Source organism: Brevibacillus sp. BC25, assembly GCF_000282075.1.
In the GTDB taxonomy this organism is placed as follows: domain Bacteria; phylum Bacillota; class Bacilli; order Brevibacillales; family Brevibacillaceae; genus Brevibacillus.
In genome coordinates, this window is record NZ_AKIX01000103.1 from 1 (window position 1) to 13,689 (window position 13,689).

Sequence of the window (13,689 nt, forward strand, 5' to 3'; positions counted from 1 at the left end):
TTGATCCACAAACGCAATAGACGACTGGCAACCAACTAATAAAGTGACCCGAATTGGTTACGCTATCCTATGAACGACGTAGGAGGTGAATCAATTGGGAAAGAACAACAACAGCAAAGACCTCGGAAAAAACCGTGGCAAAACGCTGGATGAAAAAGATCGCAACACAAATTTGCGACAATCGAACCATAATGATCGAAATGAAGGAACTGCAAAAGACCGCTGAGCAATCAGCGGTTTTCTTCATCGTGGAGGAATTCAAAAGCTTATGAATTCTGGAGCGGATAACAACTTTCCGCTAAAACGCGGTCACTCCTTCATGGGAAGGCATCGATAGATGTTATTTTATTGATACAGGTCATGATGTGATATAATAGATTTGGTTTTTTTCTAGCGAGTGGAGGGAAACGTATGACGGAACCGATGCAGAATGTACAGCCGGTGACCTTGTCGTCACAGGCGTTTTTACTTTTGTGCAGACTATATGATGGCTGCTATGACGAATTGAAGCAAAATGAGCAGTTTCGCGAACTCGTGGAGTCCATCGGTGATATTTTGTTGGCGGGCGTGGAGACGTTGGAGAAACAGGAAACTAAGCCGAAAAATATTACCTTTCCACTTACCGTGCAACAAGCATTTTTCTTGCGTCGGCTCGTGATTGAACTTTTGGCTCAATCGCCGACGGACAAAGAAGACCGAACGACACAATGGCTGCAGGAATGTGTGACAGCACTCACTGGAGGCGGTGTCCAACCTGATGTCAAGCATTCATGAGCTGCATGTGATTACGAGCGGTCGGCATTCGCTTGATGAGGTATTGCGAATGGCAGAAGCTGCTTATGCGGGTGGTATGAACTTTTTACACATACGGGAAAAACAACGTACCGCAAAGGAATGCATGGACTGGGTAAAGGCATTGGCGAATGTCATCCCCCTTTCGTCCTTGATCGTGAATGATCGGGTGGACGTGGCTGCTGCGTCGGGTTGTGCCGGTGCTCATCTGGCATACCATAGTCTGTCTCCTGTGGAAGCGAGAATGGTACTGAAGACTGGTCAAAAAATAGGGCGTTCCGTCCATTCCGTGGAGGAAGCACAGCAAGCCATTGCCGCAAAAGTCGATTATTTGCTCTACGGGCATATTTTTGCGAGTGGTTCGAAGCCAGGTCTTGCGCCAAGAGGAACAATTGAACTTGCGCAAATGACGGCTAGATGGCATGTGCCGATCATCGGACTCGGCGGAGTCACACCGGATCGGGCGGTGCAAGTTTTGGAAGCAGGGTGTGCGGGCATTGCTGTCTTATCGGGGATCACCGATGCAACTGATGCCAAGTCAGCAGCCAGCGCTTATCGAGAGGCATTGGATCGTTGGGAGGGGAAATAAAGCATGCGAGATATACAAAGACTTCGGGAAAAGATGGGTGTATACTTTGTCATTGGAACGCAGGATTGCAGCTATTCCAGCGAAAAGACCGTGCAAATCGTGGAAGCAGCATTGCGCGGAGGAGTGGGCACGCTTCAGCTGCGTGATAAAGGAAGCAAGCTAACTGCTGAGGAACAATACGAGCTGGGCAGACAGCTGCAACAGCTATGTCGTGAACATGATACCGTATTTTTTGTGAATGACGATGTGGATATGGCGATTCGTTTGCAGGCAGATGGCGTCCATGTCGGGCAAGATGACATGGCATTGTCGGAAGTACGAGCCAAAGTTGGCTCCGAGATGTACATCGGTGTTTCGGCAGGTACGGTCGAAGAGGCGCTCGCGGCCCAAAGCGGCGGCGTTGATTGTATTGGCGTAGGAGCGATGTTCGCTACCCGTTCTAAGGCAGATGCTGGCGAGCCTATCGGACCAATGGGGCTAGAGGAGATCCGTCAGGCAGTCGGTAATGACTTGCCTATCGTCGGAATTGGTGGCATTACCCTGGAAAATGCTTCTGAAGTGCTTGCTGCCGGTGCCGATGGAGTCGCGATTATCAGTGCGATTAGCCATGCCGAATCACCTGAAGAAGCAGCGCAAGCGCTACAGCGGATTGTACGATCTCGTTAGCACGGACAAAGCGACGATTACATATGGTAGGGTAATAGAAACAAACCAGGATGATGCAATATTGGCGATCAAAAGGAGGTGAAGCCGATGAAAAATCGGATTTACCGTATCGGATATGAATGGGTGAGCAAACGGGAATTGCTCGAGCGATTATTCATGACCGACTGCATTCTTATCGAACACAAGCGAATGCATCCTCCACCGGAGGATCAAGATACGGAATTGCCACCAGAAAAGGAAGTTCATGCTGTTTTGGTTCGCAGCCAGCGCCGCCCGGGCGAATGGGTGATGTTTAACGGGCTATACGAAGTACAGTCGAGAGAGCCCATTCCTTGGATAGATTCACCACTGGAGTACCATCAATTCGGAGTAGAATTGATTCCTGGTAATATGCGCAGGGAAAAGGCACCTCAAGGCAGGATACCCGCACGAACCAAGCTGCAGATCGCAGCTGTGCGACAAGATACTGTATTTGTCACTGTTCCTGGGCATCCATCACGGCGTTACGAAATGTCGTTGGCTCACGCGCGTTTTGCCAAGGATAACCCGACAGAATTGGAAATGAAGCTGCAAGTATACGCTTTTCCTCCACGCAATGATATTTTTGTGGATTGGTTATTGAAAGAAGGGCGCAAAACAGGAATCATTACGCGCCCCAATCAGGAAAGGGTAGAAAAATCAGCTTTTCAGGTGTGGGAGGATCTACGCCAAGAATACGGCATTAGTGTCAGTGGGGCATTGATTGCGATTAAACAGGCACTCATTGTTCTGGATCGTGCTGGTGTCGAGACTGACTTCCCGTACCCGACTCAAGAGCGATCGGATATATCTTTGTTCAGCGAATCGGAGCGGGATGCCTTTTATTCCTACCAATCCGTTCGATGTGCGATGGCCGCTGTCGCTGCCCTGTTGACGGTAGACCCGAAAGATCCGTTGCAGGATACACTCTTGATGGATATCATGCTCGAGCAACAAATAAACCGCAGGCGCGAATAGCGTTTGCGGTTTTTAGGTTTTTCACCAAAGGAGTAGTATAATGGGAGTTGGTAGATGAACCCAATGAAAAGGATGTGTGACCATCATGTATGTATCCATGAACAGACTGACTGTACCAGCAGACTACCAATCCCATTTGGAGCGCGCATTTGGTAATGGGGGAGAACGGATGAAGGAGGTTCCAGGTTTTTTGGAGTTCCTTTTCCTGGCACCGACGGAAGGTGACGAATATATCGTCTTTACGAAATGGACAGATGAGGAATCGTTTAAAAATTGGACAGAAAGCGAAGCTTTCAAGCGCGCGCATACAGGAACCAACCCAAATAGCCCGGTAAAATCGGATTTGCGCAATTACGCTGTCAAATCCCATTCATAAAGCGAAAGCATTTGTCTCTGCGGGGCAAATGCTTTTTGGATGATTGAATAATAAACATACTTTACCATTTTATGCTCGGTCGTGATATGATAGAAAATGTTGGGAAAGCGTTTTCAGTCAAATATGATCAGGAGGTGAAGGTGTCCGAAAAAGGCAATAGATAACGCGCGATAATAGGATGCTAGCCGAGATTGTTTGTCTGTAAGGATAAGAAGAGAACCTGATTGGATGGTGTCATTCTCTGCACCAGGATATCATCATGCCGCTTTACATCTTGTCTCATTTACGTCCATAATAGAGCCTATACATACTTGGAAAAATAGCCTCAATGAAGCACGGAGAAAAGGAGCCAGAGTGTTTTGAAAAATCGAATAAGTAAGTATCTTACTCATTTGGTCCCTGCGGCGGTGGCCAAGACGTTTTCCTTTCTTTCAGATCATCATTACTCTGCCTTGCTTCTAGAAGACCGCGAAAATACAGAGGCTTTGTTTGTTCAGCAAATCACGAAATGGATTGAAGTAGTAAAAGTAATCGACACGTATGCATTCGAACGAGAATTGAGCGAAATCGCCTACAAATTTTCGTTACTCGGAATGAATCTTATGTATTTACAGCAGTTTTTGCGCAAGTGTAGAGACGTTATTATTGAAGAAATGAATAACAACGAATTATCTCTTGCCACGACGGAAATGGAGCGTGTAGAGCTTTTACAAGGACAGATTCGTCTCTATCAATCGATGGATTACATTTTGCATCAAATGGACGATGTCTTCAACAAAAATTCACATCAATTCCCGGTTGAAAAAGCACCAACTTCTCCAACAAGTTCGGCCAAAGGAGAAGATGTGACAATGCTCGCTGAACAGGAGCTTGTCCAATTGGTTCTGCAATCAAGTGATATTGCTGTCTTGATGATCGACCGCCAGTTAAGAGTCATTGAAGCGAATTACGCTGTCTGTCATTTATTTGGCGTAGATCGGAATCAACTCATTGGTCAAAACATTGACTATGCGCTCCGCCCTCATATTAGCGAGCGTTTTGTCCAGTGGGTAATTGAACGCGGGCAGTCCGGACATTATGTTGCGGAATACAGAGGTAAATGGACGACAGTGAGTACGAGCCCTATTTATTACGGTGGAGAGATGTGGGGAGCAATCGCCGTTCTTCGGAATGTTACGGAAAGCAAAAAGTACGAAGAAGAATTGAGCAAGCGAGAAGCGCTGGCAGCAGTTGGGCAACTGGCTGCTGGGATGGCGCATGAGATTCGGAATCCACTGACAGCCATCAAGGGCTTTATTCAATTGTTGCGGGAGCAAGGGGAAGCAAATCGAAGTGAATCTTATTTTTCTGTCATCTTAACGGAAATTGAACGCATTGATGGGCTATTGAACGATGTCCTTGTTTTGGCCCGGTACAGGGATGATAAAATCGTATCGGAACGTTTCTTAGTGATGGACGAGTTACATGGCGTCATTCGTTTACTGGAGCCAGAAGCGAATCGAAGAGGAATCAAGCTAGAGCTGGACATTGCACAAGGCGAGTGGCATGTGTTTGGTCATCGTTCGCGAATCAAGCAAGCCATCTTGAACATCTTGAAAAATGCGCTTGAAGCATTGTTGACCCAAGGCAACCTCGTTCAAGTGAAAGTGTACTCATCACTCAATCAAGTAATCATTGTTGTGGAAGACAACGGACCTGGTCTATCAGATTCTTGCCTACAAAATTTATTCGTTCCTTTTTATACGACCAAACAAGAGGGAACGGGGTTAGGTTTGTCTACGACACAACGCATCATCGCGGATCACGGTGGCGAACTCTATGCGGAAAACTCTCCGAAACTGAAAGGAGCCCGTTTTGAGATTCGTTTACCTCTTTCAATTTCCTAAAAAAATAAAAAAGGATTGTGACTGTAGGCGGATCGAATATCCGTCTTTTTTTACGTTCGAATGAGCGGATGGTCCTATTTGTGAAAAAGTTGCAAGTCTTTTGAATCAATCTTTTTGTAAGTTGTTGTCAAGACCTGTCGATCAGTGGAATAATTTACAAAACGGTTACAATTTGAACGGAGTTGAACAACGGTGATTCGGATGCTGAAAAAAAACGAAACGAGGTGGAGCTACTGGGAGGTTTGGTATGAGGAAACGGAGCACCTTTACACCGTTCATTACGGAAAGGTAGGGGAAATTGGCGACTATTTTGCTGTAGTAGCGGAGCAGATCGAGGGAAGGCCAGACGAAGTTTTGCAGAGCTGGGCCGAAGAGATGAAAGAACAAGGATATCAGGTCATGAAAGAGAACGATTTCCATCCGATGATCATTCGCTTTCCCCATTTGTGTGAATCAGAGATTGAAATGCGCTATTCGATCGAACAGCTATTGGACGAATGCTTGGGAAAGACAGGGAATGGGCATAGCGACGGTGGGGAAGACAGCGAGAGGACGTTGGCAGTGATTTGCCGGGTCATTGATACGAAGAAAGCGGCTGCTGCCGTATTTGAAGCGATGTCCAGCGCACAGCTGGTACAAGGGTTTTCCATCAGCATAAAGCAGGAGGATGGAAACTTGATTCCACTTAATCCTCCTGCCTAAAAATGTCTGATTTATTTCACGATTTTGTGCCGCAGTGCTTTTGCCACTGCCTGGGTACGATCCTCGACACCCATTTTTTGCAAAATCCGATGCACGTGTGTTTTTACAGTGCCTTCTGATATAAACAAGTTTTGCGCAATCTGATCATTTCGATAGCCATTTGCGATCTGTTGAAGGACATCCAACTCTCGATCCGTCAGTTCATCTAGCAAGACTGATTGAGAAGAGGTAGTCGAATCAGGTGTCTCACGTTGACCTTGCAGTGCTTCGGCAAGGGCTTTTGCAGCTGTCACGGTGTGGAAGAGCGCTTCTCCCTGGTGGGCTCTGCGAATGAGATCAAGCATTTCCTGAGAGTCGGCATCCTTTAGCATATAGCCGACAGCTCCAGCACGAATCCCTTCCACCACATAATTGTGATTGTCAAAGGTGGTAAGAATCAATACCTTCGTGCGAGGATGCTGCAGCATGATTTCTCTTGTGGCCTCAATACCAGACTTGTTGGGCATCTGAACATCCATCAAGACGACATCAGGTGCGAGGGCGCCAATCAGTTCTACAGCTTCCACACCATCGGAAGCTTCCCCAATGACTTCCATATCGGATTGCATTTGAATGACATAACCTAAACCTTGGCGAATCATGGTTTGGTCATCTACTAGGACCACGCGAATGGCTCCTTCTTTTTGTTTACTGGTCATGTTCGCATGCTCCTTTCAGGTTCAGTCTGGCCAATCGGAAAGCTGAAATCGAGTTGGAATCCGTGGGGCTCTCGAATGCGATAGGCGAGAGTTCCATTCAATAACTGAATTCGTTCAGATATGCCAGTTAGGCCAAAGCCAGGTTTGATTTTTTGGTCGCTAGTGATGCTCCCATCGTCTCGAATGGACAACAAAAGGATGTCCTTCTTTTGTTCAATGATGACGAGAATTTCTTTTGCGTCAGAATGACGTAGCGAATTGGTGATGGCTTCTTGTAAAATTCGATAAAACGTTATCGTCATTTCTTGAGAGAGCGGAATGTCCAGATCGGAACACATCAGCTCCATTTTTATTCCTGTATGCTTTTGAGCCTGCGACAAGAGAGCTCGCAGAGGCGTAAGTCCCAAGGAGGTTTTATCTAGGGCCAATGTATGGACAGACGTGCGGATATCCTCCAGACTTTGCTTGGCAACACCAAGCATGTTACGCACGGCTTCTTGTGCGTTGTCAGGTCCATCCTGCAACATATACTTCAAGGCATGTAGCTGGACAATGAGTGAAGTCAAACTATGGCCCAATGCATCGTGAATATCACGGGCAATTCGCGTTCGTTCCTCCAGAACCGCTACTTGAAGGGAATGAAGTGCTGCTTCTTGAAGTTGTAAGTGCGCCTCTTGCAACTCTGTATGTGCTTTTTGCAGCTGCTCCAGGTGCTGTTGGTTGGTTTCGTATGCTTCTGTTTGAATCCGATAGCCACGTGCGCCGATATAGCAACCCACATACGTAAGAATATAAGAAATGATGTGCGTGAATTTCAGGTTTTCTTCAAAATATAAAAAAAGCGTACTACACGTACCAAAAAAAGTAGCATAAGCCAACGCACGGCGTCCATGAATGTGAAAACCGATAAAAACAGCGAGTGGAAGCATCAAGCCGAAACCCTCTCCACCCAAGATGAGGGACTTTAGTAACGAGACAATTCCAAGCACGACTGTCACTAACTCGAATTGGAAAGGCTTCCATTTTTTCTTGGAAGTCCAAAATACCACAAGGTAACAGATAAATAGTACAATGGTAAGGGAAAATTGCAACGGAGTTTCCCGTTTAAAGGAATCAGGAAGCAAAGCTAATACAATTAAGATGGAAAACCACATGATCAATAAACGTTTTTGTATGGCTTTCATCATTATCTTAAACAATGAGAAGTCCTTCTTTCTCTGCCGGATAATCACTTAACTTCATTCTAGCATGCGTTGTCGTCTATCTCCAGATAGATAAATACTTGTCAGAAATCTACCCCTGGGTAGACTTCACTACATATACATTTCAGTAGAATTATTTTTGGGAAATAAACGATTAGTTATGGGTGTGAAGTGGTTAAGTAAGGATGGCAAGGGAGGTTCTCATGAAAGAACTGATTCAGTTGGCAAAACTCCTGCAAGAAGCCAGTGTTTTGTTTACCACGATTTCTGAGCAAGAGCTGGATACAAGCGATGTAACCTGGCAACAGGTCTTGATTCTGGAGCAGCTTGGAAACGGGCCAAAAACAATGGGGGACATAAGTAAGACTGTCGGTCTTTCATACAGCACAACTTCCGGTCTCATTAACCGGTTGGAGCAGGAAAACCTGGTACGCAGGTTCCGAGACCAATCAGATCGACGAGTTGTGTGGGTGTCACTGACAGAGCGTGTATATCAACAGCGAGATGTGAAATGGGGAAATTCACAAACCGTTTAAAAACGGTTTCATCCCTTGATATTTCGTTAAACGAAATGTTAACTCGAGGTTCCCTTATTCATTTCGTCATGCGAACTATTACTCACAAAAAATTAGCAGATATATAAAGAAGAGGTGAGTGGATTGAATCTTTCTGAACTATCGATTAAACGCCCGGTCACCATGATTATGTTGACTCTGGCCATGATGATTTTTGGTTTCGTTTCACTGCCTCGCTTGTCGATTGATCTCATGCCGGATCTAAACTTCCCGGTTGCTGTCGTGGTTACATCCGTTGACGGCGGATCTCCGAGTGAGGTAGAAAAACTGGTAACGAAACCGATTGAGGACGCACTTGCAACGGTATCCGATTTAGATAGTATACAATCGGTATCGATGGAAGGCGCTTCGCAGGTTATCCTCATGTTTAACTGGGGGACAGACCTTGATCAGGCGACTCTCGACATGCGGGAGAAGGTAGATCAGGTTCGTGGCTCTTTGCCTGACTCAGCCAGAGCGCCACGCGTACTGCGCATTGACCCGAACAGTACACCGATCATTGAATTTGCGGTGACGGGTGAGCAAGATATCAACAAATTGAAAAAGATGGCAGAGAATATGATCCAATCACGCCTGGAGCGTATTGATGGGGTCGCATCTGCTTCCATCAGCGGCGGACAAAGCCGGATCATCGATGTTACAGTCGACCCAGCCAAACTAGCGGCGTATGGACTGTCACTTGACCAAGTTCAACAAGCTCTACAGACCAGCAACTTGTCAGGTTCTGGTGGAGCGGTACGCGAGGGTGACGCCAAGCTCAACATCCGTGTACAAGGTGAGTTCGCCGATATCGAACAAATCGCGCTGACACCAATCTCTGTCGGAGGAAACTCCATTAGGCTCAGCGATATTGCCGAAGTAAAAGACACGCATCAAGATATAACGCAAATGAGTTACGTAAATGGAACACCTAGCTTGGGTATTAAAGTGACAAAAGCTTCTGGCGGAAACACCATTGAGGTAGCAGATGATGTAAAAGCTGAGCTGGAGAAAATCAAAAGCGAGCTGCCAGAAGGCGTAGAAATCATTACGACTCTGGATACATCCATCTACATTAAGGATTCCGTTTACACCACCGCTGAACATGCCCTGTTGGGTGGCGGTATCGGTATGATCTTGCTGTTCTTCTTCTTGGGCAGCTTGCGATCCATGGTAATTGCGGTTATCGTTCTTCCTGTATCGATCGTTGCTACGTTCTTGCTGATGTACATGACTGGACAGACGATCAACCTGATTTCCCTCTCCGGTTTGACATTGGGATTGGGATCATTGATTGACTTTGCAGTTGTTATGCTCGAGAATGTTTTCCGTCACCGAGAACAGGGAAAAGGCATGATGGAAGCCGCCCTGGATGGTTCCAAGGAAGTAGGTACGGCAGTTATGGCTTCGGCTTTGGCGCAAATTTGCGTATTCTTGCCGATTGCCCTCACAGAAGGTATTGCTTCTGAGTTGTTTGGACCACTTGCATTGACGGTTGTTTACTCACATATTGCGGCGCTAGTATTCTCGATTTTGCTCGTGCCGATGCTGAGTTCGAGAATTTTGAACAAAATTCCGTCGCATACGCATCATGAGAACTATCGTGGAATCAATCCTGTTACTTGGTTCAACATTGGATTTAGCAAAGTAGAAAAAGGCTACCAAGGATTGTTAAAATGGTCTTTGGGCCATCGTAAAACGGTCATGATTTCTTCGGTCGTCATGATGGTGGGCTCTCTCGCATTGACTCCATTGATCGGGGCAGAGTTTATCCCGGCCATGGACCAAGGTCAAGTAAACATCTCCATCAAAATGCCAAATGGCACCGTTCTGGCTGAAACAGAAAAAGTAACCAGACAAGTAGAAGAAATTGTCAACACGGTTCCGGAGAAGAAAATTGTAGCGACTTCGGTTGGTAGTAATGCATCACCAATAGCGAGTACATTGTCATCCAATCAGGGAACGATCAGCCTGATGCTGGTAGACCTCGATCAGCGCAAACGTTCCTCCAATGAAGTTGTGATGGATCTCCAGGAAAAGCTGAAGCATATTGCTGGACCTGAAATTAAGGTAAGCGCACCAGCTGGTATGTCTACTGGTTCCCCAATCCAATTGAAGGTTAGTGGGGATGATCTAGACGTATTGAAAGATATTAGTGGTATCATTAAAGGTGAAATTGAGAAGGTACAAGGTACGAGTAACGTAACAACCAGCTTGGAAGAATCAAGACAAGAGCTGGAAGTGAAGATCAATGCGGAGAAAGCGAGTTTGTACGGATTGACGACCGGACAAATTCTCTCCAGTGTTCGCACTTCCTTCCAAGGTCAAACGGTAACGTACTATCGCACGGGTGATGATGAGATTGACGTCAACCTCAAACTGCCGAAAGAGTATCAGGAAGATATCAACTTCTTGAACAATATGCGAATTTCTGCTCCAGGTGGGGCACAGATCGCGCTGACCTCGGTTGCGACTATCAATAAGATAGATGTGCCTGTATCGATTAACCGTGCCAACTCAAGCCGTGAAGTTCAAGTAACGAGTGATTTGGCAGGACGTGACCTGAGCTCTGTCACAAGGGAAGTGCAAGAGAAAATCTCGAAGCTGAATCTCCCAGATGGCTACAAAGTCGATTTTGGCGGGCAAAGTGAAGAAATGATGGAATCCTTCAGTAGCCTTGCTCTCGCGATTGTACTGTCAGTTGTGTTGCTTTACATGGTAATGGCAGCGCAATTTGAATCGTTCTACACCCCATTTATCATCATGTTCTCCGTGCCACCGACCGTTACAGGCGTTCTGCTTGGTCTATTGGCGACAGGCACAACGATCAGCGTTGGGGTTTTGATCGGGTACATTTTGTTGATCGGTCTGGTCGTGAACAACGCGATTGTATTGATTGACTACGTGAACCAATTGCGCGCAAAAGGTATGGAGCTGTATGATGCGATTCTGCATGCTGGTCCGATTCGTCTTCGTCCAATTTTGATGACGACACTCACCACCATTCTGGCGATTGGACCGCTCGCATTCTCAGGCGGTGCCGGATCTGAGACGAATGCACCAATGGCCGTAACAGTTATTTTCGGTCTCGGATTCTCTACACTGATTACGCTGGTTCTCGTTCCTGTCGTTGCTTCTTGGTTTGATGATTTAGGGAAAAAGAGACGCTTGAAGCGCCAGTTGAAACTCGAAAAGAAACTAGAAAAGAAACAAAAGAAAATTAATCCCGCTTTGGAATCGTAAGACGTTTGTGGGAAGAGGAGGGACATACATGAAACTAAATAAAAAACCCGTCATTTTGGCATTGCTAGCCATCTCGCTAGTGGCAGGGTGCTCCAGCCCGCAAGCGGAAACGCCGCCTACGGAAACAGTGGCAGCGGCAACCCCTGTACAGGTGGAAACTGTTGCAACGGGCACAGTAGTATCAGATTCTGGTCTCACGGCAAAGCTGGCGCCGAGTGAGGAAGTGCAAGTCTCCCCGAAAATGGGTGGGAAAATTTCTTCCCTGCCAGTGAAACTGGGCCAATACGTGACAAAAGGCCAAGTATTGTTCAAGCTCGATGAAAAAGATCTGGTGAACGGTGTTAAACAAGCAGAAGCAGCCTACAACGTATCAAGAGCGAGCTTAAACCAAGCAGGCAGCAGCTCTGATCAAGGCTTGGTCCAAGCAAAAAATAGCCTGAAGCAGGCAGAAACAGCCCTTCAGGATGCAAAAGTAAACCAGCAGCGGATGCAACAGCTCTTTTCACAAGGAGCGATTTCCGCTCAGCAGATGGAACAGGCAAATTCCCAATTGACAACGGCACAAACCTCTTATGATAACGCGCAGCAGGGTGTGCAATCTGCAGGACAAAAAACAAGTGTGCAAGTTTCTGAAGCCTCTGTACAGCAAGCACAAGTAAGCCTGCAAAATGCTCGTGAGCAATTAGCGAATGCGACTGTGACGTCTCCGATCAACGGATATATTTCCAGCGTAAATGGCGCAGTTGGTCAAATGGCAGGTCAGCAGCCGGTTGTGGTTGTTGTGAACACGAACCCACTTCTAGTAAAAGCGAATCTGTCAGAAGCAGATATCACAAAAGTAAAAGTAGGAACTACCGTAAAAGTAAACGTACAATCGACAGGAAAAACGATTGATGCCAAAGTAACGGCGATGAGTCCAGTAATGGATACGAATCTCAAGGCATATCCAGTGGAGATTACGATTCCAAACCCATCCAATGAGCTGAAGTCCGATATGGTTGTGAATGTAACCTTCCCATCGATTGGAGAAAGTGGAGCGAAATCGATCGTTGTAACGCGCGGTGCAGTTTTTGATCGCGACGGTAAACAGTATGTATTCAAGCTGGAAGGTGACATTGCAAAACAAGTCGAGGTCACTACAGGCAAATCCTCCAGTGATCAGATCGAAATTTTGACAGGTTTGTCTGCCGGCGATAAGATCGTGGTAAAAGGGCAAACACTGCTTCAAGATGGCGGCAAAGTCACGATTCAGTAAGAAAAGAATAGCAGGGAAGGGGCGGAGTACATCCGCCTCTTTTTTGTGTACAATGGAAGTATTCGTCTCATTATTCCAAAAGGGAGGTGTCTTCATTTGTACTTCCGCAAACCACAGTCTGGTGATTATCCTGCGCAGTTTGAAGCCTATATCAAAATCGCACCTGAAGGTGATCTGAATTTGCTGCTTTGCGCTCAGGAGGAAGAAATACTTGCATGCTTTCGATCCTTCGGTGAGGAACAGAGCATGTTCCGCTATCAGAAAGATAAATGGAGTGTAAAGGAAGTTCTCGGCCATATTATGGATACAGAACGAATCATGAGCTATCGCTTGCTGTGTGCGTCCCGTGGAGACAAGACACCATTACCTAGGCATCAGGACATTTACGTCAGTCTTACGAATTTTGACCGCCGACCGCTTGTCGATCTAATCGAGGAGTATCGGACTGTGCGCGCTTCTACTCGAGCACTGGTAAAAGGGCTTACGGAAAAAGAGTTGAGTCGTTCAGGCGTGATTATTCAGGACAAGACGACGGCAGCTGCAATCATCTATTTTATCCTTGGGCATGCTGCTCATCATCTACATGTCTTCCGAGAAAGGTACATGTCACATTTGTCACAAATCTGATCTATTTTCTAAAGTGGACCAGATTTATCCATCCAATTGTTACGTTTTGTGCCGAGTTTTAAGACATAATGAATATTATGTAAAGTAAATTGTCACGGATTTA

General features: G+C 46.2%; 14 protein-coding genes. 12 read left to right on the plus strand and 2 right to left on the minus strand.

What is annotated here, in order from left to right; all coding sequences use genetic code 11:
- Nucleotides 1-94 precede the first annotated feature (94 nt).
- From PMI05_RS31680 to PMI05_RS23355, 8 genes are all read left to right on the plus strand, one after another.
- A complete protein-coding gene (locus PMI05_RS31680) occupies nt 95-226 on the plus strand; it encodes a hypothetical protein (RefSeq protein ID WP_255344520.1) in 132 nt (43 codons plus the stop codon).
- Between the two features lie 185 nt (nt 227-411).
- Nucleotides 412-774, plus strand: coding sequence for a hypothetical protein (locus PMI05_RS23325; RefSeq protein WP_007727193.1), 363 nt, complete (start codon nt 412-414; stop codon nt 772-774).
- Nucleotides 758-1,381, plus strand: a complete 624-nt coding sequence (locus PMI05_RS23330; RefSeq protein ID WP_007727194.1) for a thiamine phosphate synthase — start codon at nt 758-760, stop codon at nt 1,379-1,381. Before PMI05_RS23325 ends, PMI05_RS23330 begins: the two co-directional genes overlap by 17 nt.
- Before the next feature lie 3 nt (nt 1,382-1,384).
- Nucleotides 1,385-2,047 (plus strand): thiamine phosphate synthase, encoded by a 663-nt coding sequence (gene thiE / locus PMI05_RS23335; protein ID WP_007727195.1) that lies wholly within the window; start codon nt 1,385-1,387, stop codon nt 2,045-2,047.
- Between the two features lie 87 nt (nt 2,048-2,134).
- Nucleotides 2,135-3,043 (plus strand): hypothetical protein, encoded by a 909-nt coding sequence (locus PMI05_RS23340; RefSeq protein WP_007727196.1) that lies wholly within the window; start codon nt 2,135-2,137, stop codon nt 3,041-3,043.
- Nucleotides 3,044-3,128: 85 nt separating this feature from the next.
- Nucleotides 3,129-3,419: an antibiotic biosynthesis monooxygenase gene (locus tag PMI05_RS23345; RefSeq protein ID WP_007727197.1), complete on the plus strand. Its 291-nt coding sequence runs from the start codon at nt 3,129-3,131 to the stop codon at nt 3,417-3,419.
- A gap of 359 nt (nt 3,420-3,778) precedes the next feature.
- Nucleotides 3,779-5,305 (plus strand): nitrogen regulation protein NR(II), encoded by a 1,527-nt coding sequence (locus PMI05_RS23350; protein WP_007727198.1) that lies wholly within the window; start codon nt 3,779-3,781, stop codon nt 5,303-5,305.
- A 192-nt stretch (nt 5,306-5,497) separates the two neighbouring features.
- The gene (locus tag PMI05_RS23355) at nt 5,498-6,007 is read left to right on the plus strand and encodes a hypothetical protein (RefSeq protein WP_007727200.1); all 510 of its coding nucleotides are present in this window, start codon (nt 5,498-5,500) and stop codon (nt 6,005-6,007) included.
- Nucleotides 6,008-6,018: 11 nt separating this feature from the next.
- Here the strand turns inward: PMI05_RS23355 and PMI05_RS23360 are convergent, their stop codons facing one another.
- The gene (locus PMI05_RS23360) at nt 6,019-6,705 is read right to left on the minus strand and encodes a response regulator transcription factor (protein ID WP_007727201.1); all 687 of its coding nucleotides are present in this window, start codon (nt 6,703-6,705) and stop codon (nt 6,019-6,021) included.
- Nucleotides 6,702-7,937: a sensor histidine kinase gene (locus PMI05_RS23365; protein WP_039961257.1), complete on the minus strand. Its 1,236-nt coding sequence runs from the start codon at nt 7,935-7,937 to the stop codon at nt 6,702-6,704. The genes PMI05_RS23360 and PMI05_RS23365 overlap by 4 nt, the downstream gene beginning before the upstream one ends.
- A 173-nt stretch (nt 7,938-8,110) precedes the next feature.
- Here PMI05_RS23365 and PMI05_RS23370 point away from each other — a divergent pair, with 173 nt between their 5' ends.
- The 4 genes from PMI05_RS23370 (at nt 8,111) to PMI05_RS23385 (ending at nt 13,586) form a co-directional block, all read left to right on the plus strand.
- Nucleotides 8,111-8,443: a MarR family winged helix-turn-helix transcriptional regulator gene (locus tag PMI05_RS23370; RefSeq protein WP_007727206.1), complete on the plus strand. Its 333-nt coding sequence runs from the start codon at nt 8,111-8,113 to the stop codon at nt 8,441-8,443.
- A gap of 123 nt (nt 8,444-8,566) precedes the next feature.
- Nucleotides 8,567-11,704, plus strand: a complete 3,138-nt coding sequence (locus PMI05_RS23375; protein ID WP_007727208.1) for an efflux RND transporter permease subunit — start codon at nt 8,567-8,569, stop codon at nt 11,702-11,704.
- Nucleotides 11,705-11,732: 28 nt separating this feature from the next.
- Complete coding sequence (locus PMI05_RS23380) at nt 11,733-12,959, plus strand: efflux RND transporter periplasmic adaptor subunit (RefSeq protein ID WP_007727210.1); 1,227 nt, start codon at nt 11,733-11,735, stop codon at nt 12,957-12,959.
- Between the two features lie 96 nt (nt 12,960-13,055).
- Nucleotides 13,056-13,586 carry a DinB family protein gene (locus PMI05_RS23385; RefSeq protein ID WP_007727212.1) on the plus strand — a complete coding sequence of 177 codons (531 nt, stop codon included), beginning with the start codon at nt 13,056-13,058 and terminating at the stop codon, nt 13,584-13,586.
- The last annotated feature ends 103 nt before the right edge of the window (nt 13,587-13,689 follow it).

Bases quoted from the DNA above. Each gene is read 5' to 3' on its own strand.
- PMI05_RS23325 (WP_007727193.1), top strand. From the start codon at position 412: ATGACGGAACCGATGCAGAATGTACAGCCGGTGACCTTGTCGTCACAG.
- PMI05_RS23330 (WP_007727194.1), top strand. From the start codon at position 758: ATGTCAAGCATTCATGAGCTGCATGTGATTACGAGCGGTCGGCATTCG.
- thiE (WP_007727195.1), top strand. From the start codon at position 1,385: ATGCGAGATATACAAAGACTTCGGGAAAAGATGGGTGTATACTTTGTC.
- PMI05_RS23340 (WP_007727196.1), top strand. From the start codon at position 2,135: ATGAAAAATCGGATTTACCGTATCGGATATGAATGGGTGAGCAAACGG.
- PMI05_RS23345 (WP_007727197.1), top strand. From the start codon at position 3,129: ATGTATGTATCCATGAACAGACTGACTGTACCAGCAGACTACCAATCC.
- PMI05_RS23360 (WP_007727201.1), bottom strand. From the start codon at position 6,705: ATGACCAGTAAACAAAAAGAAGGAGCCATTCGCGTGGTCCTAGTAGAT.
- PMI05_RS23370 (WP_007727206.1), top strand. From the start codon at position 8,111: ATGAAAGAACTGATTCAGTTGGCAAAACTCCTGCAAGAAGCCAGTGTT.
- PMI05_RS23380 (WP_007727210.1), top strand. From the start codon at position 11,733: ATGAAACTAAATAAAAAACCCGTCATTTTGGCATTGCTAGCCATCTCG.